23 protein-coding genes and 6 tRNA genes are annotated in these 19,948 nt (G+C 61.1%); 8 read left to right on the forward strand and 21 right to left on the reverse strand.

Annotated features, from left to right (window positions below):
- Positions 1–5: 5 nt before the first annotated feature.
- From ACZ60Q_RS27230 to ACZ60Q_RS27330, 21 genes are all read right to left on the reverse strand, one after another.
- Positions 6–4,775 (reverse strand): lytic transglycosylase domain-containing protein, encoded by a 4,770-nt coding sequence (locus ACZ60Q_RS27230; RefSeq protein WP_469639799.1) that lies wholly within the window; start codon positions 4,773–4,775, stop codon positions 6–8.
- 11 nt (positions 4,776–4,786) lie between these two features.
- Positions 4,787–5,176, reverse strand: a complete 390-nt coding sequence (locus tag ACZ60Q_RS27235; RefSeq protein WP_469639801.1) for a hypothetical protein — start codon at positions 5,174–5,176, stop codon at positions 4,787–4,789.
- Positions 5,177–5,193: 17 nt separating this feature from the next.
- The gene (locus ACZ60Q_RS27240; protein WP_469639803.1) at positions 5,194–5,508 is read right to left on the reverse strand and encodes a hypothetical protein; all 315 of its coding nucleotides are present in this window, start codon (positions 5,506–5,508) and stop codon (positions 5,194–5,196) included.
- Between the two features lie 51 nt (positions 5,509–5,559).
- Positions 5,560–6,162, reverse strand: coding sequence for a phage tail tube protein (locus ACZ60Q_RS27245; RefSeq protein ID WP_469639805.1), 603 nt, complete (start codon positions 6,160–6,162; stop codon positions 5,560–5,562).
- Between the two features lie 64 nt (positions 6,163–6,226).
- Entirely contained in the window at positions 6,227–6,613 is a 387-nt protein-coding gene (locus tag ACZ60Q_RS27250) for a hypothetical protein (RefSeq protein ID WP_469639807.1), read from the reverse strand.
- Entirely contained in the window at positions 6,614–6,961 is a 348-nt protein-coding gene (locus ACZ60Q_RS27255; RefSeq protein ID WP_469639808.1) for a hypothetical protein, read from the reverse strand.
- 17 nt (positions 6,962–6,978) lie between these two features.
- A complete protein-coding gene (locus ACZ60Q_RS27260) occupies positions 6,979–7,305 on the reverse strand; it encodes a hypothetical protein (RefSeq protein ID WP_469639810.1) in 327 nt (108 codons plus the stop codon).
- Entirely contained in the window at positions 7,289–7,729 is a 441-nt protein-coding gene (locus ACZ60Q_RS27265; protein ID WP_469639812.1) for a phage gp6-like head-tail connector protein, read from the reverse strand. The genes ACZ60Q_RS27260 and ACZ60Q_RS27265 overlap by 17 nt, the downstream gene beginning before the upstream one ends.
- A 165-nt stretch (positions 7,730–7,894) precedes the next feature.
- The gene (locus ACZ60Q_RS27270; RefSeq protein ID WP_469639814.1) at positions 7,895–8,989 is read right to left on the reverse strand and encodes a phage major capsid protein; all 1,095 of its coding nucleotides are present in this window, start codon (positions 8,987–8,989) and stop codon (positions 7,895–7,897) included.
- Between the two features lie 108 nt (positions 8,990–9,097).
- Positions 9,098–9,613, reverse strand: a complete 516-nt coding sequence (locus ACZ60Q_RS27275) for a hypothetical protein (protein WP_469639815.1) — start codon at positions 9,611–9,613, stop codon at positions 9,098–9,100.
- Between the two features lie 38 nt (positions 9,614–9,651).
- Positions 9,652–11,094: a phage portal protein gene (locus tag ACZ60Q_RS27280; protein ID WP_469639817.1), complete on the reverse strand. Its 1,443-nt coding sequence runs from the start codon at positions 11,092–11,094 to the stop codon at positions 9,652–9,654.
- 14 nt (positions 11,095–11,108) lie between these two features.
- Positions 11,109–12,431, reverse strand: a complete 1,323-nt coding sequence (locus ACZ60Q_RS27285; protein WP_469639819.1) for a hypothetical protein — start codon at positions 12,429–12,431, stop codon at positions 11,109–11,111.
- A gap of 262 nt (positions 12,432–12,693) precedes the next feature.
- Positions 12,694–13,113, reverse strand: coding sequence for a phage terminase small subunit (locus tag ACZ60Q_RS27290; RefSeq protein WP_469639821.1), 420 nt, complete (start codon positions 13,111–13,113; stop codon positions 12,694–12,696).
- Complete coding sequence (locus tag ACZ60Q_RS27295; protein WP_397751241.1) at positions 13,110–13,271, reverse strand: hypothetical protein; 162 nt, start codon at positions 13,269–13,271, stop codon at positions 13,110–13,112. The genes ACZ60Q_RS27290 and ACZ60Q_RS27295 overlap by 4 nt, the downstream gene beginning before the upstream one ends.
- Before the next feature lie 62 nt (positions 13,272–13,333).
- Positions 13,334–13,406: transfer RNA gene (locus ACZ60Q_RS27300), tRNA-Pro, on the reverse strand.
- A gap of 29 nt (positions 13,407–13,435) precedes the next feature.
- Positions 13,436–13,508: transfer RNA gene (locus tag ACZ60Q_RS27305), tRNA-Leu, on the reverse strand.
- Between the two features lie 9 nt (positions 13,509–13,517).
- A tRNA-Leu gene (locus ACZ60Q_RS27310) sits at positions 13,518–13,588 on the reverse strand.
- Between the two features lie 56 nt (positions 13,589–13,644).
- Positions 13,645–13,720 (reverse strand) — tRNA-Trp (locus tag ACZ60Q_RS27315).
- A 14-nt stretch (positions 13,721–13,734) separates the two neighbouring features.
- Positions 13,735–13,816, reverse strand: a tRNA-OTHER gene (locus tag ACZ60Q_RS27320).
- 102 nt (positions 13,817–13,918) lie between these two features.
- Positions 13,919–13,991: transfer RNA gene (locus ACZ60Q_RS27325), tRNA-Lys, on the reverse strand.
- Between the two features lie 181 nt (positions 13,992–14,172).
- The gene (locus tag ACZ60Q_RS27330; RefSeq protein ID WP_469639824.1) at positions 14,173–14,331 is read right to left on the reverse strand and encodes an HNH endonuclease; all 159 of its coding nucleotides are present in this window, start codon (positions 14,329–14,331) and stop codon (positions 14,173–14,175) included.
- 526 nt (positions 14,332–14,857) lie between these two features.
- On the opposite strand from ACZ60Q_RS27330, the gene ACZ60Q_RS27335 reads away from it, so the two are divergent.
- The 8 genes from ACZ60Q_RS27335 (at position 14,858) to ACZ60Q_RS27370 (ending at position 19,905) form a co-directional block, all read left to right on the forward strand.
- Complete coding sequence (locus ACZ60Q_RS27335) at positions 14,858–15,424, forward strand: hypothetical protein (RefSeq protein WP_469639826.1); 567 nt, start codon at positions 14,858–14,860, stop codon at positions 15,422–15,424.
- Between the two features lie 568 nt (positions 15,425–15,992).
- Entirely contained in the window at positions 15,993–16,781 is a 789-nt protein-coding gene (locus tag ACZ60Q_RS27340) for a RecB family exonuclease (RefSeq protein WP_469639828.1), read from the forward strand.
- Positions 16,782–16,941: 160 nt separating this feature from the next.
- Complete coding sequence (locus ACZ60Q_RS27345; RefSeq protein WP_469639830.1) at positions 16,942–17,715, forward strand: AAA family ATPase; 774 nt, start codon at positions 16,942–16,944, stop codon at positions 17,713–17,715.
- 46 nt (positions 17,716–17,761) lie between these two features.
- Positions 17,762–18,109 carry a hypothetical protein gene (locus ACZ60Q_RS27350; RefSeq protein ID WP_469639832.1) on the forward strand — a complete coding sequence of 116 codons (348 nt, stop codon included), beginning with the start codon at positions 17,762–17,764 and terminating at the stop codon, positions 18,107–18,109.
- Positions 18,110–18,553 carry an endonuclease VII domain-containing protein gene (locus tag ACZ60Q_RS27355; RefSeq protein WP_469639833.1) on the forward strand — a complete coding sequence of 148 codons (444 nt, stop codon included), beginning with the start codon at positions 18,110–18,112 and terminating at the stop codon, positions 18,551–18,553. It begins immediately after the preceding gene.
- Entirely contained in the window at positions 18,537–18,848 is a 312-nt protein-coding gene (locus ACZ60Q_RS27360; protein ID WP_469639835.1) for a hypothetical protein, read from the forward strand. The genes ACZ60Q_RS27355 and ACZ60Q_RS27360 overlap by 17 nt, the downstream gene beginning before the upstream one ends.
- A 135-nt stretch (positions 18,849–18,983) precedes the next feature.
- Positions 18,984–19,379, forward strand: coding sequence for a CHC2 zinc finger domain-containing protein (locus tag ACZ60Q_RS27365; RefSeq protein WP_469639837.1), 396 nt, complete (start codon positions 18,984–18,986; stop codon positions 19,377–19,379).
- Entirely contained in the window at positions 19,273–19,905 is a 633-nt protein-coding gene (locus ACZ60Q_RS27370) for a topoisomerase (RefSeq protein ID WP_469639995.1), read from the forward strand. Before ACZ60Q_RS27365 ends, ACZ60Q_RS27370 begins: the two co-directional genes overlap by 107 nt.
- Positions 19,906–19,948 lie beyond the last annotated feature (43 nt).

Below are 19,948 nucleotides of genomic sequence, written 5' to 3' on the forward strand. Positions count from 1 at the left end.
CCCCCTTAGATGCTTGCGTAAAGGGCCTCCGCCTGCTGAAGGGCCCGCATTACTGCCTGCGGCGTAGGTTCGTTCTTGGCCTCATGGATATGGATTTCGTACTTCCTCCCCAGAAGAGATTCCGTCTCAGCGTTGTTGTAGACCCGCTGACCGCCGCCGCCGAAATCGATAAGCTCTCGGCCTTGTTCGCCGACAACCGCGAGGCCAGGAGAAGCAGATAGGGTTCCCTTGGCGTATCCCATCGTCCCGGAAAGGGCCCGAGTCCATCCGACGCCATACCTGTTCATGGCGTAGTTGATGCCCGCATAAATATTGGCGAGTGGATTCGTGATTCCCAGCTTCCGGAACGGACCCGCATACGCGTTGAACGTCGGCGGGATGGTCTGCATCAGCCCCTGGGACGGGACGCCATTTTTAGCGTTGATGTCCCAATTATTGATGGCGTTCGGGTTACCCCCGGACTCCACGCCGATCCGGTGAAGGATCAGCGGAATGTGACTGTCGGGCAAGTTGAGAGCCGCAAGGGCCTGCTTGATCACAGGAATCCATCGAGTCACCGCATCACCCTGTTTCGAGGGTGTGACGCTAAACAGATTGCTCAGGTCCGCGGACTGATCAGTGCTGACCTTCTCGCCCTTCTTGAAGTCGAAAAGACCTTCCAAGTTGGGCATGGACTCCCGGGCGTTATCAACGATTCCGCCCGCGACGCGCGAAGCGTAGTCGAGAGGAGAATTTCTGATATCTCGAACGACTCCCACCATGTCGATGAAAGAGTTGTACGAAGTCGCCACAGTGTCGTAGATGCCGCTGATTCCCTCGGTAACTGCCCCCATAGGATCAGCAATCACACCGGCAATGGACTTCCCGGAGTCCCACAAGCCTCCGAGTAGATCCGAGCTGACACTCGCCAGGGTCTTCATCGAGAACGTGTTGGAAAGGAAATCCTGTCCGCGCTCGACGATGTTGCCCCTGCCCTTCCACACGTCCGACCAGAAAAACTCTCCGAGCGTGGGAGTGATGGCCCCGCCGAGAACACCAGCAGCCTGGCCCACAATCGTCGGGACCTTCTTCATCAGCGTGAAGACGTCCCGGGTGATCCAGTCGTAAACCCCCCGGAAGTTGGAGGCCACCCCCCGCCCGATGAAGGCAGAGGAGCGGTCGCCGGTCCCGAGGATGCCGCCCTGGACCGGGCCCCCGAGTGGATCGGACGTCGAGCCCAGGCGCATGGTGTCGACAGCTGACCGGCCGTGCTGGACGAGGCCGTAATTCAGGTCGACGTACTGCTTCAGCTCATCGAGGGAGAACCGTCCGCCCCCGGAGCTGCCGACAACCCCACCCCGGGCACGGCGCGAGATACGGCCACGAATGGCCAACTCGTTCCACGCGTTGATGGTGGGTTCACCGATCGCGGCCGTCACCTCCGGCCGCAACACGCCTTCGCCGGGGGAGAGGATCGTAGGAACGCTGTCCACCCACGGGGCGTAGCCCGGAACGACACCACCACGGGCACGGCCCTTCGGCTTCTTCCCGCCGCTGCCGCTGCCCCCACCGGGGGAACGGTTGGAGATCCGGCCCAGACCGCCGTCCAGGTCGTCACTGGCGTCCGCCGCTTTACGCAGCGACTTGGCGAGGTCGTCAACGCGCTCGGTCACAGCCTTGAGGGAACGGCCGTTGAGCAGACCGATACGGCCTGCCAGCGAACCGGCCCCCGTACCCTGACCAACCTTCTTATAGGCGTCGTCAGCCCGCTCGTACAGCTTCCGGAACTCCGCAATGACATCGGTCAACCTGCGCTTGTTCAGATTGGCTGTACGGCCGGAAACGGAAGATGAATTGGCTCCGTCACCGATCCGGCCGGCTGTCCGCTCCGACATGGCACGGAGGCCGTCCATCGAGCCAGTGACGCCCTTGAGATCCCGGCCGTTGAGGTTTCCGACCCTGGTGTTGACCGACGTGACGTTCCTGCCGGTCGCCTCCGCCGCAGCAGAGAGCTTCCGGGCCTCACCGGTCACCAGGTCGAGCTTCGACGTGTTGAGGGACGCCGCCTTCGTCCGGGCCTGGCCGAACTCCTCGGTCACCTTCTTCACAGCGGCCTCGACCTGGTCCGCCTCCTGGCGGATCGCTGCCAGAGAAGCCCGGTTGATATCGGCTATGGCCGTCTGAAGATTTCCCGCCGCACCTTGTGCCTGACGGGCCGAGCCCTGGACCGAGGTCGAGCCCCCGGCTAGCGCAGCCTGGACCTGACGGAATGTCTGGCCGTCCACGGCACGCAGCTCGGCGCGCAGCTCCTCCACACGCTCCTCGACGGCGCGGGCCTGGCGCTCCATTTCGGCCAGCTCCCGCCGTCCTCGGGTGAGGTCCGTACGGTCACCGGTCAGGCGGTCCGTGACCCGTTGCCCGACTCCACGGCGGTCGTTGTCGCCGCGCTGCCGGGCCCGCTCCTCGCGGTAGGCGGTATTCGCCGTCCGTCGCGCTTCTCGGCTGCCCTGCCCGCTGGCACGGGCATCCTGGTAGGCGGTGGCACTGGTGTTGACCTGGGACCTGAGTCGCCCTGTTCCTCGGATGCCCCGGGCCGCACCCTGAACCAGGGCGGCAGCGGGGGAGAGGAGTCTCCCCACGATCCCGATTGTCTTGCCGAGCACCTTGGACAGGAGCCCCACGGCCAGGATGAGCGGTCCCCACTCCACAAGGAAGTCGGCTATGGATTCCCCGAGCTGTACGAATTCGTCGTGCTCGCGGAAAAATCCGACGACGCTGTTGATCATGTCTGCGAAGTTGTCGACTGCTTCAAAGAACTTTTCCAGGAAGACCGGAACCATCGGCGCGTAATCCCGCGCCATGTTCTGGACCTTGTCGACTAGCCCATCCTCGTGGGCCCTGCGGGAAACGTTGCCTCGCTCGCCGTACTCCACAATGTCCCGGCCCATAAGCTGCTCGCCCAGACCCGAGTATTTGAGCGATCCGTCTTCGTCTTCCTCGATGAACAAGTTGCCCAACTCGTAAGTCGCGCGCTCTTTCATCTGCTGGATACGGCCGGTGATGGTTTCATTCGTCATCGCCTGCGCGTAGCCAACGGACCCGCCTGTTTTCTGGTCTCCCTTGTACTTGGTGGGATCCCAGTAATTCAGCATGCTGTCCATGATGGACTTACCGGTAATGCCTCCGCCCTTTGCGGCCGGAGTGCCCATCACCTTGTACATTTTTTCGGAGTCGGGGAAGCCGAGAAGGTGAGCAAGCTCAGCGGCAGGGATACCCGTGGACGCGATGAGCTGTCTCACGTTTTTCGTGGGCGCCCGGTCCATATCCATGATCATGTCCATCGCGTACATAGCGCGAGTGAACTGAGTCGGGTTGAGGTTACCGGCACGGGCCATCGAGTCACCGATAGCCATAATCAAGTCCGTTGCCTGGCCGGCTGCCTTATCGGCGGCCTTGCCCTTCACGTCCGGATCTTCGGAGAACCAGCGCTTATCGGAGCCCGCCACGGACCGGATAAGTTTCATCTGGTATTCGTGCATGACGTCGATCGAGAACGGAGTGTCGATCGCGTAGTTCTGAATACGGTTCATCTGGTCTGCGGACTGGCCCTTGGAAACGCCGGAAGCGGAAAGGCCGAGCTGTCCGAGGAGCCGGGCGTCAGCAGACTTCACACCGATGGTCGCCAGAGTGGTACCGGCGAGAGCTAGCGGGGCCAGAAACTTGGTTGTGAGGATGTTCCCGGCTTCGTTGATGGACTGGCCGATATTGTCGAACCATGTCCCCACGCCACGAAGTTCTCGGCTGATGCCCCGGACTACCTGAGTTGTAGTCGTGGACGTACCGCTGATCTGTCGGCGTGCGTCACGCATCTGCGTACGCAGGTCCCGGAGCTGTGCCTGCTGTGCCGAGATGTCATTGCGGATGCCCTGAGCATGAAGACGCGTATCCCGCTGAATACCGGACACGGCGTCACGCATCTGCCGGGCCGCAGCCTGAGAAAGAAGAATCTGCTGCTTTATCGCAGCCGTCGCCGCGTCATTGGCTAGCTTCTGCCGGCTGCTCTGCTCTCGTATTTCCTCAAGCCGCCGCAGATGCGCGGCGCGTGCTGCGTCGCTCTGCTCCTTCACGGCTAGGAGGCGTACACGGTCCGCCTCTTTCTGGCGGAGCTGCCTTTCCCGGATCGCGGTAAGGGACTGCGCGGATTCGTGCCGCTCCTGAGCCATCCGGAGACGGCTCTCCTTGCCGTGCTCGGTTGTACGATGCTTCTCTGCCTTCTCGGCCTCGCGCGTGGCCGCAACGGCGGCCGTCGCCTTTGCCTTCTCTGCCTTCTCGGTAGCCTTCTTGGCATCCTCAACGGCCTTGATCTTCGCTTTGGATTCGGCGCGAGTATCCTTGATGGCCTGCTGGGAAAGACGTTTCAGCACCGCCGAAAGGCCCTCGGTGGCCTGCCGCTTGTCCTTCTCCGCCTTAACGTACGTCTTCAGCCGCTTGGCGGCTTCCTTGCCCGCTTCCCGGGTAACGTACTGCTCAGCCCGCTTAAGGGCGGCCTCGGTTTCCCGGGCCTCCTTCTTCGTCGCGGCGGAAGCCTTCTTCGCTTCCTTCTCGACCGCTTCGGAAGTCCCCTTCACCGCCTTGGTAGCAGCGGCCTTGTAAGCCTTGCCCGAAGCCGCACCGGCCTGCTCCATGACGTGGACCAGTTCGGTGCGAAGCTCTGTCTTGCTGTCCTGGGGAATCCTGGGGACGACTTCTACATGTCCCGTTCCCACACGGATGGAACCACGGCCTTCGGAAGCCATGAGGGCACCTCCTAAAGGCTGTTCATCACCTGAAAGAGACTCATGACCTCTTGCGGGGAGGACATCTCAACTTCAGGAGCCGGCTCGTCTTCGCCGGGGCGGGGAATTTTCGGGGGAAGCGGGAGATCCTTGGTCTGTGCCGGATCGAAATGCGCTTTGAGAAGCAGGTGGTTCGTCAGCTCCAGAGCATCCGACGAACGAGCCAGGAGATAGGTCGACTCGTCCCACTCTGCTTTCTCGTCGAGTGCCTGGAGGAGGAGACTCCGACCGGGCTTTCGGAGAAGTGATTTGATGAGCACGCCGATACGGCGCAGGGACAGCCGGCCGCGCCAGAAGTCAAGGATGTCGACCTGGAAGAATTCGAGGAGATCGGCCTCAAGTTCGTCCGGGTATTCCTGCATGGCCCGGACGGCTGCGATCAGTTTCCCGCCGCGTCGTCTCCACCCGCAGTAACAGAGAACTTCTCCAGAAACTCAGGGAGGTCGTCAAGGGTCGGCTCGGTATCGAGATAGGCGGCCCACTGCTCCTTGCCGAGAATGAGCTTCAGAACCTCAACCTCGTCGTCCGTCTCCAGAACGGCCACCGGATACTTGCCCACCGGGCGGACCGTGAACGTCACATCGCGGTGTTCGAAAACCAGGCCCTCGGCCAGGGCCTCCGCCTTCTGAGCGGAAACCTTGTTCGGGGCAGGATTACGGGAAACGTTCTTCTTGTGCTTCTTCTTATTGGACACAGGCGGCTCCTACAGAACTGGGAAAGGAAGGCGGAGAAGGGCAGGAAAGGGCTAGGCGGCGGCGATGTCGTCGTTGGTGAAGATGGTTCCGAGGTTGCCCTTGAAGTCCAGGGCCTCAAGCGTCAGCTCGAATTTGCCGGGCTCCGTACGGTTGAGCTGGATCGCTCCACGGTCGGAAATCATGGCCCGGGTGATCACACATCGATATCGAATGCCCGCCTGGTTCCAGTCCACGACGAGTGAAAGTTCCTTCAGGTCCGGGGTGCTGGAAAGATCCAGCTTGAAAACTCCGGTACCTACCGGCGTCGGGTTCTCCGACATCACCTCAACCCACTGCGCACCGAAGAACAGTTCCGTGGTGATTTCGTTGGTCTCAAGCAGAACTGCTTTGATGGAGAAGCTAGCCCCGGTGACGCTGTAGAGAACCGGCACTGCGGATTGCCACGCGTTTACCGGCTGCGTCTCGATAGCAGGGGTCAGAGTCACCCCGGACTCGTCGGCATAGCCGAGCGCCTTGTAACCGGTCGGTGGGGTATCAGGATCGCCCAGGCCTGTCGGCACGGTAGTGCCGCCGGAAGCCCCCTCGACAGGAGCGGGCGCAATGTAGAGCGCACCGTTAGGAGCGAAACGAATTTTCTTGGCGTCGTTCGCCATGCAGCCTCCAAAAGGGCATAAAAAAAGGCCCCGCGGAGGGGGCCTGAAGAAGTAGGTGGGTCAGCTAGCCAGCTGCGAAGAAGACGGATAGCTCTCCGCCGTAAACATGCTCACGAGAGTTCTTGTCGGGGTAGTACGTCGGGAACTGGATATCCTCAACGTCGAGTACCAGGGCCCTGTCTACCGTGTTGTTCGGCAGAACCTCTAGCAGTGCTTCCCGTACCGTCAGAGCGAGATCGATGCACGCCTTACGGTCCAGGCTGTACACGTCATATTCGATATCCACGCGGTCCATCCGGTCCCGAACCATGCGGAAACCGCCGGATGGCTCCAGATACACGGTGGTATCGCCGTACGTGTGATGGGTGAGATCGCCCTTCGGGGCTGTGCCAGGAATACCGGGCTGAGACCGGAGGAAGGCGACGAGGAAGTCAACCGGGTCTATGCGCAATCACATCCTCGCCTTCAGGAGTGCACCCTTCAGGAAGCGCCTGCCGGGGTGCCGTCTCCCGGCCCGGTCACGGAAGCCCTGATGGGTGAGCATCGCATGACGTACGCGGGGGTCGGCCTCGGTGATAACCGCGCCGTACCAACCGCCTGCGTCCATGTGCACGGCGGAGACGATGTTGTTCCGGATCGAGGTCCAAGACGTGCGACGGCCAGTCCGGCGTCCAGCGTTCTCACGGCGCGGGGCGTCGCCCTTGGCATACGCCTCGATGCGCGCCACCGCGTGAAGAAGGAGCCGCTGCGTTCCGGGGAGACCGAACACCTGCGTCTCCCAGCCGGCTCGGAAGGTCATACGCGCTTTGGGAGTGGTCACTTGATCGCCCTCCAGGCCGTAATGCGGGTGTGCCGCCGTGAGGTCTGGAGAAGCCGCTTCGGCTCCCCGTCGACTTCGTACGAATGGCCTCGGACTGTCAGACGATCTGCGGGCCCCACAACCGCCGCCAGGGGCAGGAACACGGTTACGCGCTCGGTCACGGAGTCCCGGGAAGGGGTGAAGGCCTCGTAGCTCTTGTCCGGCTGGACGGAGCCCGGCCCGGACCAGACCTTGACGGCCTGGCCCCAGTCGGGGCGTGACGTGTAGGCGTTGTCCTCGCGGGGGGCCCGCCAGACGTCCACCGGTTCAATGGCGAAGTACATGGGGCCCCCTGAGATCGAGGGCGGGCGTCTCACGCCGAACGGTCAGCGTTCCCGCTGCCATGCGCTTGTACGGCCTCAGAGCGAGCCGCGTAGCGGGGGAGAGGGAGAGGCCGGAGCCCGGGTCAGCGAAATGGATCTCGACCTCTCCAACCCGTTCCGACTCGGCCCCGGGGGTGAGGCCGAGCCAGCGCAGCACCTCCGCGCAGACGATCCCGGTGAGGGAGGCCGGGACGCGTTCGTACCCCCAGGAGCCCGACACGGCAACGAGCTGCTGGCCCCAGCCCGAATCGCGGAGGAGCCGCCCCCGCTGCATCGTCCAGTCGATGACCTCCTGGCCGTCGACCGAGACGGCCGAGACCAGGAGAGCCGTCGTGTACCGGGAGGGGATCGGAAGGACCGCACTGTCAGACGGGTAGAGACTCAAGGTCTCCCCCGTCCTCCGGTACAAATCTCGTCCGCAGTAGTCCTCTATGAGCCCTGTGGCGTCCGCGATGAACGCCTCGATGCGAGGGAGGGCTTCATCGGGGATCGGCTCTGCCGACCGAAGGACCACATCTTGGGCGGTAGCCAGTGCCACAGCCACCCCCTATCAGCCTCCCGAGGGGGCGGTTTCCGTGATCGCGATTTTGAGACCTCGCACGAACTTCTCACCGATAGCCGTGCCCCGAACGGAATAGTCGGGGTCCTCCGCAACGGTAGAAAGGCCATACATGGTGTCGAGCCCGATAGTGTCCGCTTTCCGCCCGTAGTCGTAATCGATCAACATGCGGGTGGCGATACCGTTAATGTTCTGAATGCTTCCCTGAACGGCACCCATCGGGATGGCAGGGCAAGCGCTGACCAGAAGCATGGCCGACTTGTGGAAGAGGTAAGCTTCCAGGCCGAAAGAGTTGTGAATGACGATGTCGAAACCATAGATTCGGCCGATGATCGCCCGGCGCAGCGCATTCGTGTCGCCGCTGTAGTCAACCGCCACGAATTCCGGATCTTTCAGAAGAATGGCCTCGACCTCGGGACCGGCAATAAGATACCGCTCCGAAGTCGGAACCTGTGCCAGATTCATAGCCATTCGTGCATCAACGAGAGCGGCCCGGAGAGCAAGAGCGCGGGCGCTCATGTTCGCGGCCGTGCCGTCAGCCGCAGGAATGGTAACTGCTACGTCGCCGCCAACCGCTTTCTGCTGAGCGGCCGTGAGGCCGGATCGGGTGATGTTGGCCTTGATGAAGGCGGCCGTGGTGTCATCAAAATACTCGGCAAAACCCCGAGTTAGTTTAGTCAGAACCTGCGCGCCGAACTGCCGCAGGTCAAAGGCGATCTGCTCCATGCTCAGAACCGTCGAGTTCTGAGCCAGCGTCGAGAGCTGAACCGGAAAACGGGACTCGCTGATGAATCCCTGGGGCGCTAGACGGGGATCAGCCGGCAGAGGGCGATCCGAAGCGGCAGCAAGCCGGTTCTTATCGCCGGTAATCGGGTTCTTGATAGGTGCGGTAATGCCCGCAGCCTGCACCGGAATGCCCCGGCTCTCACGGTCAACGTTGATCACGTCACCGAGGCCGCCCGTAAAACTGAGTTCCGAGTAACGGGCCGGAAGGCCGCCCAGTGTGAGCTGTCGGTCAAGAAGACCGAGTGCCGCGATGGTGACCTGTCGCGGGTTGAGGTTGAAGTGGTGGGTGGTTAGTGGCAAAAGCGCTCCAGGGCATAAGAAAGCCCCCCGCGGGGGGATCTTTCGCGCGCTATGGAGCTGCTAAAAACCCCTCTACAGAGGGCAAGACAAGTAGAGGGTTGAAGAGGGCTAGATGAAGGACTTGCCCGCAATCAGGTCGGCAAGTTCAGTCGGGTCCATCGAGGTAATGTCGTTACCGGACTGGTGGTGTCCAACTCCGTTGAGCTGAGGGAATGCCTCACCCTTCGGAGTGTTATTCTTCAGCGAAGCAATGAACGCGCCGACCTTTTCCGCGTTGGTCTCGCCGTCGTCACCGAGAAACTGGGAAAGGTCCAGGTAATCAGTGGGAGCCTCCACACCGGCCTTGGAGGCTTGAACGCGGATCTCGGCCTTCGCGAGTCGGGCCCCCATTTCAGACATGGTCGCCTTGCGGGCCTCCGCTCGCGCGTCGTCGAGCGCCTTTTCCTGGTCGGTCATCTGCGCCTTACGCAGCTCCTCCAGCTCCTTGGAAGCAGCCCGCCACTTCCGCTCGTTCTCGCGGGAAAGGGCCTTCCACTTCTCCTCACCGGAATCGGAGGGAGGCGGAGCCGGCTGAGAGCCCGAAGGCTTGGTCTCGGTCTGGTCTGCGGGAACAGATTCAGTCAAATTGATTCCATTTCGGAAGGACGCACCATTCCGGCACGTCAGTGACTAGGTTCATAAATCTTGCGATTCGCGTTCCCCGAGTTGCCCTGTGGCGGTTTCGGTTTCACGTCACCGGGGACAGCGGTACCAGCGGTTTGCGGCTGCGGTCCGAGCTTCTGAATCTCGGCCGCTGCCTTGGCGTCCTCCACTCGCATCTTCCGGAAGCTGGAGATTTGCGCTGCGGAGAATCCCGCCGACGACCAAAGGAATTCCCTCGGGACGTCGAGCTGTGCCAGCTTGAGAAGCGCGTCAACGTGCTGGGCTTCGGTACGGTATTCCGGATCACGCCACATGGTTTCCATGGTGTAGGCATTTCGCCTGGCGTCACCGAGGACCGCGAAGCACAACCGGACAACCCGTTCCCATGACTCACCGAAGTGCAACATGCGCTCTTTCACCTTGGCCACCAATCCGGCCTCGGCAGAGATAAGAGACTCGCCGGAAGGCGAAGCTCCACCGTTGACCAGAAAATAATGGAGCGGGAGCCTGGAAAGGCTGGCCATGTGCTGAACCAGCATGGACACGAGAGTCACATAGTTCTTGAGGTCGGCTGCCTCGAAGGTGCCGAACTTGACTAGGTCACTCTCGGCCTGGAGGAGTTTGTCAGCGGCAACGGAGAACGGTTCCACCGGATTGCCGTGCTCGTCCTCCACGATTTCCAGGCCAGTCACCCACCTTTGTGGGAACGCCGCCGTTTCAGATGCGGTGAGCGCGTCAGTGACCGTCTTGTTGATCGCATCCTGAATGGGGATGACGTTATGAAGATCAGAGACGGCAGGCCGGCCGAGCCGGGCCCGGTTATGGAACGCGACGACAGGGACGGCACCCAGAGGGTTCTTCTCCAGCTTGCCGTTCTCCCAGTCGGTTGTTCCGGCTGAGACCTCGTAGACATACTTCTCGGTCCACAGAGTCGATATCTGACGGCCCCATGCGTCCTGGATGAAAAGGGCGGCAGCCTGGATCTCTGTCAGGGAACCGGTTTTGTACTGCACGACCATCTGTTCCCCGGAGTACGGGGTTATGGTCGGGCGGCCCTCGGCGTCCGCCCACACCAGCACGTAAGACGTACCGGCCACCATGGCGTCCAGGTGCACCGAGGAGGAGAAGGCATCCATGGAATTGCGCTGCCAGAACTCCCGAACTTCCTTGTCGCTGCCCTCATGGTCAGGGAGGCGGAAGGAGTCCACATTCATGCGCTCGTTAGCAGAGTCAATGATCATGCCGCAAAAGTTGTCGCGCCATTGGGCGAAGACATCGTGAAAGGCGGTTTTATAACGAGGCTGAGCGAACGCTAGCTTCTGCTGTTCGCCCTCGTAGTAGTTGCCGTAGACCAGCATAGGGGAGCCCGGTCCAGGCATTTTGCCGTACAGGTAGGAAAGCCACTCGACGGGTTTCGACGGTTCGCCTATGAAGGCGGTATGGCCGTTGGGGGGTACGATCAAATAGAACCTCGCAGTTAGAAACCGACTACGCGGCTCCTTCGGATTGATAGACGGCCATCGGCAATTGCGTCAGCTCGGGCCTCCAGAGCGAGAACCGCACAGACCGCTAGGTCAATGCGCCTTTTCGATCTCGGGCTGTCTTTCTGGATGAGGATTCCTTGGGAAACTTCACGGGTGACGGCATTCAGCACGTGCCGGCTGAGGCGTTCATCGCCCTCGTGGGAAACGTCTTTGACCGTGACAGCCGTGCGGAAGCGTTCAACGGCCTGCGTCATCCGGGTAGGTTTGTTGGTCCAATACTCGTAAACACGGTCGTCGCCGTGCTCGATAGCCCACCGGCCGATAGCCTCCTGGAAATACGGCGGATCGCAATACATCCATTCGACGCGGTACGTAGCGAACATGCGATGCACAGCCGCCTCAACAGCGAGAACATCAACTTCCCAGTCGACACCTGCGTGTTTCGGCTTCTCCCACAGGTCGATCATGAATAGCTTGGCGTCACGCAATCTGACGCCGACAATTCCTGTCGAGTCATTTCGGATACTTCCATCGAAACCGCAGGCAATCTGATCTCCGGGCATGATGGGATCGGTGTCGGAGACACAGGCGTCCCATTCAGCCTTGACCATCCAACCGTCGCTGGACTCGGCTATCTGGTTGAAGAAGAAGCGACAGTAGGTGCTGTCCGGAGTGGTCCGGTCATGCAGGATTGTTCGGGTCAGCCCGTCGATATCCGCCCATGAGGCATCCCCGTAGGCCTCCACCAATGCGGCCCGGACGGCTTCCTCATCGCGCATATCGTCAACGTCGATGGAGCCTTCAAGGCAGTCGTAAAGCCAGAACCCTTGCGTGATCATCTCGGATTCATGGATGATCTGCGCCACGGAATCCTCGTTGGGGTTATAGGCATTAGTGGTACTAACCCACCTGGACCCCGCCTTGGTGGTCTTTTCGATATTCCGCTTCAAGGTCTGGAAGAACTCGGGGCCCCCGTTGCTGGAAACCCAGTGGTGGCATTCGTCCATAAGGCAAAACGATGGCCGGTTGCCCTCGTTTGTTCTGCCCGCGGTGGCCTTCGGCTTAATGCTTCCGGGCTTGCCGGATTTGAATTGGACGATGCTCTTTCCGATGTCCAGGCCGTAAACTTTCTCGGCCGGACTTTCGGAGAGCATGCCGCGAATCATGTCTAGGGTCTGGTCCGTCTGATCGAGGGCAGTAGCCCCGACCTGCACCACCGGCAGCGGCACGGGCTTTCCAACCGGAAGCCCGAAGGCGTTGAAATGGCTGAACCGGCAGGGCCCCAAGAACTCGACAATCGCCAGGGCTGCAAGCAATGGAGTCTTGCTAAGCCCCAGCCTTTCGCTCGTCGGAGCGTCGCGGCTGAGTAGGCCCACCCCCCATCGGGGCGGATCGCATAAAACCAGAGAACAAACCGGAGCTGTTCCGGAGTGAATTTCCAGGGTTCGCCGGCTCGATCGCCATCCGGCTGCACAATGTATGTCTGAGCCCATCGAATGATGGAGTAGCCCAAGGTCTCGGTGGGCTTCGGTACCCCTGCGGGCAGATTCCCTGTCTGCAAAGGCACCACCTACCTATTCATTTGCCTCCGAGCAGCTTGTAAAGCTCCTCGTCCATATCCATCCCTGACGGCTCCGCAGGATCTTCCTCGGCCTCGTCGGAATCGTCGAACTTCATGCGGAGGCGGTTACGGTCCTCCACGGTCGAACCCCATTTAGCGGTTCTCTGCCGGATCTCACCCGCCTGCCGAAGGTCACCCTGATACAGGGCATCAACGAGACGTGCGGTGATTTCCAGCTCAAGCCAGTCGGTCTCAGTCCATTCCGCTGTCTGCGGAGCCTGGCTCCACATCAGCCAAAACCTTTTCCCCCCGGCAGTTTTCAGAGAAAGGCCCGTGGGCGCCTGGCGAGGAGCCTTCGGTTCACGGGACAGTTCCCGGGCGTGCGGGTGAACGTTCCTGCGCGCTGCGTTCGGGCTCGGCTGCGGCCCACGAGTCATAGACGCGGCACCTCCAGGCCCTCGATGAGCGGGTAGAGGTCGCGCAGCTCCTCCAGCTCCGTGGCGGCGTCCTGCCGCCAGTGCCGGACCTGAGCGGCCCGGCCTGGCTGGGAGGTGTGCCGCAGTCGCGGCCCGGCCTCCTGGTCGTCGTCGTGCACTCGTCCCCCGATGAACGTCTCCGTCGCTGATGTTGTGTGGCCCCGCAGGGCCTCGTAAGTAGTCCGGGTGACAGGTCTCGAACCTGCGGCCTCGCGCTCCCAAAGCGCGTGCTCTACCAACTGAGCTACACCCGAAGAAGCCCGCCGAGATCGGCGGGCGTATGTACCTGCTGCGGGAGTCGAACCCGCATACACCTGTTCCTAGGACAGGCGGCTTTGCCTTTTGCCTAAGCAGGCCGGCTGATATGTGCGCTGCCGGATTCGAACCGGCGTTACCCCCTCTCCGGGGGAGTCCTGGGCCGCTAGACGAAACGCACCGCTCATCCGTCCCCTGATCAGGGGGAGTTTCAGAGCATTCCAGGAGCTACCTGGATGGCATGGGTGACAGGATTCGAACCTGCGACATCCGGCTTTGGAGACCGGCGCTCTACCACTGAGCTACACCCCATAAGGGAGAAGCCGTTGGGAGAGGGATTTGAACCCCCGACACACGAAAGTCGCTCAGTGGAACTTCCGCTCGCTCTACCTGACTGAGCTACCCCATAAGGCTCCGGATGCTCCGGCTCCTCTTTGACTCCCGGTCGGGGCTCGAACCCGAACCTCGCCCCCAAGGGCACAGTCTGCCTGTTGAAATACCGGAAGTGCTGTGATTCCACTCGGACTCGAACCGAGGACGCAGGGGTTAAAAGCCCCTCGCTCTACCAACTGAGCTATGGAATCCCATCGCGCTTTACGGCGCGGATTGTGCCCCCGCCCGGAGTCGAACCAGGATTACACCTCGAAGCCAGGGCTTCTACGCGTGCGGCTTGCCATTAGCCGAAACGGGCTTGTCGCGCTCTGTGGCCTCATCCTCTTAGCCACGCGGGTACCCCGCCCTGCACCTGCGGTACCTGTCCGATACTCACCGGGCTCGATCCCGGACCGTCTTCGCCCTGTGGCACGGCTGACATAGCACCTGGGCGTTGTCGAGCGTCCACGTGCCGCCCTGCGACACGGGAACGATGTGATCGACCTCCAAGCGCTCACCGGCACCGCAGGCCTGGCAGGCGAAGCGAGCCAAAACCAGGGCGCGCGGTCTGATTCGCCGTTCCCAGTCGCTACTGCGTGTCGCGTTCCGGGCACTTTTTGTAGACCACGGTTTCGGAGCTGGTGGAGCGTGGCGTTCGCACCGGCCGGAACGGACGGTGCGGGTGGTACAGCCCCGGACGTAGCAAACCGAAGCGGCTCTAGGCGTGGCACACCCCCGATACCGTTCCGTGATGAGACTCCGGTCAGCCCTGGAGGGCTGGGGCGGACTCGTGAAGGAGTGTGTCCCTGGGGGGTGAAGTTCTGGCCCCAGGGATCAGATGTAGATGACAGGTCGTCAGGTGGTCCGTTTTCGGGATGTACTCCGACCGGGCTACCGCTCGGCCCCGGTCGGGGGGCCGGCTGACGGCTGCTGGTAAGTTCACTTTCGAACTCCCCTACAGGTAGTAGGAGTTCATGTCTATGTCTTCTCTCTTGCTCTCACTTATTACGTAGGTGTCCGATCCCTTGAGATCGGACAGGCGAGTAACATATGAGACACAGGTCACAGGTAGTCCTGTGTGGAAGACGTGAAGGCTCGTTGTGTGCAGAGCGGTCCTGCCCGTACCGTCCGGGCAGTGCGGAGTAATGGGGTCCTCGTGGGTGATTTGCCAGAAGATGATCTGGAGCTTCGGAAGATCCTTCTCCAGGAGCCGGACTACACCAAGATCGCTACCCGCTTCGGCGTCACGCGTCAGGCTGTGAGCTACCGGGCTCTGCACATGAACATGTTTATGAGGGGGCCCAAGGCTGAAGCCCTGGCCGTCCTTCCCTGGGACGTCAGCGAGCACCCGCACCGGGCCGATCTGATTCGGGACTCCGTCTTCCGTGGCCTGCGCAGGCTGGTGCAGGTACGTCTTCGGGAGAAGGAGCCCGACCGGTACGCGAGGGCCTTCGTGCGCCACGTGGTGGAGGACGAAGTCGCACACCTGGAGCCGGACGGCAAGCGCCTCACCTATCTGCCCCGCCTGCCGTCAGACGGCGGCCTCGTCGTCCGTTGGCCGGAGGATTCGGCCCCTCCCACGCCCGAGCAGCTTCAGCTGCTGGCATGCCCGGAGGGCAGGGAGCTAGCCATCTTCCTGAAGTGATCAGAGCTTCTTGCTGTTGAGAGGGCCTGGACGTAGATACGTCCAGGCCCTCATTGGTTGTACGAACCACGACACTTGGCGACGGTGATCCATGTCACTCAATAACGGAGTGCGGGACTCCGCTAGCCGGAGGTTAAAGTCAGAAACAGGACGCACGGCTGGATTTGGCTGCTGCTGGAACAGGGGGGGACGGTAGCCATGATCATGATTGGATGCGCGGCGGCGGCGGAAGTGCGCTGGACGGCTGCGGGCCTTCTCGCTCTCATCCGGGAAATGCTTGTACAGAGCCATCGCCGGATCTATGTCTCGGAGTCGCTGGTGATCGACTGTGTGACAAGTTCCTTCGGCTCGTACTACCTAGTGATGGTCGGAGATAAGGAGCTGGACCCTGACGACGCTCCGGCCCTGACCTCGTTGTCCGTCAGCCTCGGGGGTGACTGGACCGACCGCGTAGTTGAGGAAGAACCCCACTTTCATACCAGCTCGCGTCTTCCCGGCTGTGCCGCTTACACGATGTATGTGATACACCCTGACCGACCCAAGGAGGTCCCCCCTGAAAGAAACATCTGTGGCTGTCCCTGACCGGATAGCCAGCATGACCCGTTCAGTCAGTCAAGCGGGCCAGTACGAAAAGTGCCCCGAGCAGTACAGGTTGCGCCGCATCGAGAAGGTGACACCTCGGCCGGCTGCATGGTCGCATCAAGGCAACGCGTTCCATGAAGCGTGCGAAGCCTTCGAGCGCTCAGACCGGACGATGTCTTCCGAGGAAGCTGTAGAGATTTACTCGGACTCCTATGCTGCGCTGACGAACAGTTCGCTCGACAAGGAAAGCAACCTCACTCGTTGGATGACGGCTGGAGGTGTGGGCGGAGAGACCGACGTAGTAAGCCGGCATGCCCTCGGCCGCACCCAGGTTGCCCGGTATGTTGAATGGGCCGCCGAAAAGGGGCCTGTGATCTGGAAGGCCCCTGACGGGTCTCCAGGGCTGGAACTTCACGTAGAGGCAGAGATCGGCGGCGTCCCAGTCCAGGGGTACATTGACCAGCTGACGGAGGAGCCTGACGACTCCGTAAGGGTCCGCGACCTGAAAACCGGTTCAACCCGATCGAAATTCCAGCTCAAGACGTACACCATCCTGACCCGGAAGGTGTACAACGTCGAGGTCAGGAAAGCCGACTGGTACATGGGTAAGACCGGTGGACTCTCAAGAGCCCTCGATGTATCAAAAGTGCAAGAGGAAGAGGTGGGAGAAGTGTTCGCTGCCATGGATGCCGGAGTGAAGGCAGGCGTCTTCCCAGCAAGGCCCGGGTGGAACTGCCGATTCTGTGACGTGTCGCACGCCTGCTCTTTTTCATGAGCGGCCACTTGTCAGTAGGGAAAAATTGCTGTAAATGTTAACCCGGGTCAACTGGTCCGGCTTTTTTATCGCTTCTCACTTGTCAATGGGGAAAGAGGGTGCAATGTTCTCGCTACCGCAGTCAGCTCACATTCGAGGGGCGGCAGGGGAGCCCATCCCCATGCCCTACGCGGCACTCCAAAGGATGGAAGTTGACTTCAGGCGCGGGGAGCTATCCCTAGCAGTAGCCGGCCCCGGCACAGGGAAAAGCCTCTTCGCGGCCTTCCTGGCGATGCACGGCAACATTCCCGTCCTGTACTTCTCCGCAGACTCCACGGCAGCCACACAGGTAGCCCGCTGCACATCCATGATCACGGGCACCGACGTCAAGACCGTGAAGAACGCACTGCTGGACGACGCCTTCGGTGACTACGAAAAGGCCTTGGGAGACCGGTGGTGGGTGCGGTTCAACTTTTCCGCGCGACCCTCGCCGGACGAGATCGAATCCACGCTGCTGTGCTACCTGGAAATCTTCGGATGCTTTCCGCACCTCCTCGTGGTAGACAACGTTACCAACGTCGATACCGGCGGGGCGGGCGATGCCGAAAGCTATAGCTTCGGCCTGGAAAGCCTGTGCGAATACCTGTCGGACATGGCCCGGGAAACCGGGGCGCATGTGCTAGGACTTCACCACACGACCGGTGAGCATTCCGACGGCCTGAAACCCATTCCGCTGAGTGGAGTGAAAGGGAAGATCGCCAGAGTTCCGGCCCTAGTCGTCACCCTGCACAAGGAGATTGACGGAATGGACAGCCGGATCTTGAATATCTCCCCGGTGAAAAACCGAGAGGGATTCGAGGACTCGTCCGGAGAGACGTTCGTCAGCTACCGACTGAACCGCAGCAATCTCAGATTGGAGGAGATCGGGGATGACCTTATGGCGTACGCGGCCTAGTGCGAGAACGACGTAGACAGACGACAACAGGAGTGAGGGGCGGATTATGATCCAGGCAACGCAGGAACGCATTCACCGAGGCGGCTTTACCGCGACGCGCGTATTCGGCTGGGAACTTCCCGAGCGGTTCCCCCGTGTCAGCTTCAACGAGACACAGCTCGAAAGCGCCGCCATCATCATCGAAATCCCTGCCGCCCGAGGCCTCCGTCTCTCCTCTCTGTCGAAGGTCATCCTCGGTGCGGCAAAGGGCGGCATCAAGACGGCAGTAGTAACCTGCCGAGGCGAAAAGCTCATAACCTCGCTCGACATGCTCACTCTCTGGCTCACCGTCGAAGAGATGGCGGAACTCCGGTCCTTGCTCATCCAGGAGACCAAGGAGCGCCGAGAGGGGTAAATGCCCAAACCTAGAACCGGATACAGAGAATGCGCTCGGTGTGGTAAGAATCGTGCCGAGCGCTTCTTTGTGTCCACACGAGGAAGAATCTGCGCGACCTGCCGAAAGGCGAAGCGCCAGGCAGCATCCCGAAGTACACATCTACAGGCCACCTATGGGCTATCAGTCGAGGACTACGAACAGCTCCTCGTTTACCAGGGTGGCCGTTGTGCCATCTGCCGTGAAAAGCGGCGCACCAACCTGGCCGTGGATCACTGCCACAAGACGGAGGCCGTGCGCGGCCTCCTCTGCGCCCGGTGCAACGGGCAGCTTCTAGCACGGGGGTCTAGAGACCGCCCTGACGTACTGCGCCGGGCTGCCGACTACCTAGAGGACTATCCGGCCTGGAAAGTCCTCGGACCTCGATACACCAACGCGAAGGATCACCATGACGATCAAGGCTGAGCTGACCAAGAAGACCCGCGTTGAGGAGACTGTCACGCTGACGATTTCCAAGGAAGCCGCAGAAGTTCTGACGGCCATCTTCGTGAAGGTCTCCGGTAGCCATGAGGGTTCCTACCGCCGCTATACCGAAGAGATGTACACCGCCCTCATCAATGCGGGCGTGAAGGGCTACAGCAGCCTCGAAGGCGGCGTCCACCACGCCTATGAGCGTCTGGATGGCGGAATCACTTTCCGAGCCGGCTTCGGTGAAACGGGGAAGCCGAAGACCGCCCCGCGGAATCTCTACTCCTTCTAATGAGAGACGAGGCTCGTCACTCCACGAGCAGCCGTGAATACCGGGGGAGCAGAAAGACATGGCTCGACGCATTCCGGAGGTACGAGTTCCCGGTAGAGATCCGTCAGGCCGAGCCGACTAGGCCGAGACAGGCAGATGACCGAGCGCGAGCCTAAGCCATCGGTTGCAGACGCTCTCAAGTTCTTCTACGGAGTGCGGGTAAACACCGAGCGAAGAGGGTGGCAGAAATTCTGTTGCCCCCTCCACGCTGACTCTTCTCCGAGCGCATCGGTCAACTGCGAGTTCGGCCGGTGGTCCTGCTTCGTCTGCAACCTGTCAGAAGATTCCTATGCGATCGTCATGAGGGAGCTGAGCTGTGGCTTCCTTGAAGCCAAAGAATTTGCACATCAGCGGTTCCGTGGAAGCGGCGAAGGCCTACCACGAGATGTACCCGGGGAGTCCGGCGGAGTCCTACGTAGTAGCCCGGAGTCTCGGAGAAGTGGCGGGAAAGTTCGGCCTGGGATACGTCCGTTCGGCTCTACCTGGTCATGATAAATATGCGGGCTATCTGGCCATCCCCTACATGCGCCCGGCTGGTGGCGCCCATGGCGTCGCCACCGTCCGATTTCGCTGTGTCGCAGATGCGTGCGTGAAGTCGCCCGAAGGCCGCTATTACTTCCAACTGGGAAAGAAAGAGCGGCACGACCATAAGGGCGGGAAGTACATGACGCTGGGCGGTGATCCGCCCCGGTTGTTCAACACCGCCGAACTCATAAGGCCGAGCCCTTTCGTTGTCCTTGTCGAGGGCGAATTCGACACGATGACATGGGACCTGATTGGGGTGCCCGCTGCGGGCGTTCCTGGAACAGGGACCTGGCGAAATTACTGGTATCACGCCTTCCGTGGGTACGGCACGGTCTATCTCTTGGCGGAGGACGACGCCGGAGAAACCTTCATGGATGACCTGGCGTCCAAGATGCCGAACGGCAAAGTCATGCGGATGAAAGACGACAAGGACAGCAATCAAATCTTCCTCGCGGAGGGCACGCGAGGACTCAAGGAGAGGTTGAAGCTCTGACGTACAAGAAGGGCACTCGCGTGGTCATAACCGCGCCAGTCCG

This window comes from Streptomyces sp. NPDC104313 (assembly GCF_055583985.1).

What these genes read in the sequence shown, in the direction of transcription:
- ACZ60Q_RS27230 (WP_469639799.1), bottom strand. Translation starts at nt 4,775, where the DNA reads ATGGCTTCCGAAGGCCGTGGTTCCATCCGTGTGGGAACGGGACATGTA.
- ACZ60Q_RS27235 (WP_469639801.1), bottom strand. Translation starts at nt 5,176, where the DNA reads ATGCAGGAATACCCGGACGAACTTGAGGCCGATCTCCTCGAATTCTTC.
- ACZ60Q_RS27245 (WP_469639805.1), bottom strand. Translation starts at nt 6,162, where the DNA reads ATGGCGAACGACGCCAAGAAAATTCGTTTCGCTCCTAACGGTGCGCTC.
- ACZ60Q_RS27255 (WP_469639808.1), bottom strand. Translation starts at nt 6,961, where the DNA reads ATGACCTTCCGAGCCGGCTGGGAGACGCAGGTGTTCGGTCTCCCCGGA.
- ACZ60Q_RS27260 (WP_469639810.1), bottom strand. Translation starts at nt 7,305, where the DNA reads ATGTACTTCGCCATTGAACCGGTGGACGTCTGGCGGGCCCCCCGCGAG.
- ACZ60Q_RS27290 (WP_469639821.1), bottom strand. Translation starts at nt 13,113, where the DNA reads ATGACTCGTGGGCCGCAGCCGAGCCCGAACGCAGCGCGCAGGAACGTT.
- ACZ60Q_RS27345 (WP_469639830.1), top strand. Translation starts at nt 16,942, where the DNA reads ATGCCCTACGCGGCACTCCAAAGGATGGAAGTTGACTTCAGGCGCGGG.
- ACZ60Q_RS27350 (WP_469639832.1), top strand. Translation starts at nt 17,762, where the DNA reads ATGATCCAGGCAACGCAGGAACGCATTCACCGAGGCGGCTTTACCGCG.
- ACZ60Q_RS27355 (WP_469639833.1), top strand. Translation starts at nt 18,110, where the DNA reads ATGCCCAAACCTAGAACCGGATACAGAGAATGCGCTCGGTGTGGTAAG.
- ACZ60Q_RS27360 (WP_469639835.1), top strand. Translation starts at nt 18,537, where the DNA reads ATGACGATCAAGGCTGAGCTGACCAAGAAGACCCGCGTTGAGGAGACT.
- ACZ60Q_RS27365 (WP_469639837.1), top strand. Translation starts at nt 18,984, where the DNA reads ATGACCGAGCGCGAGCCTAAGCCATCGGTTGCAGACGCTCTCAAGTTC.
- ACZ60Q_RS27370 (WP_469639995.1), top strand. Translation starts at nt 19,273, where the DNA reads ATGTACCCGGGGAGTCCGGCGGAGTCCTACGTAGTAGCCCGGAGTCTC.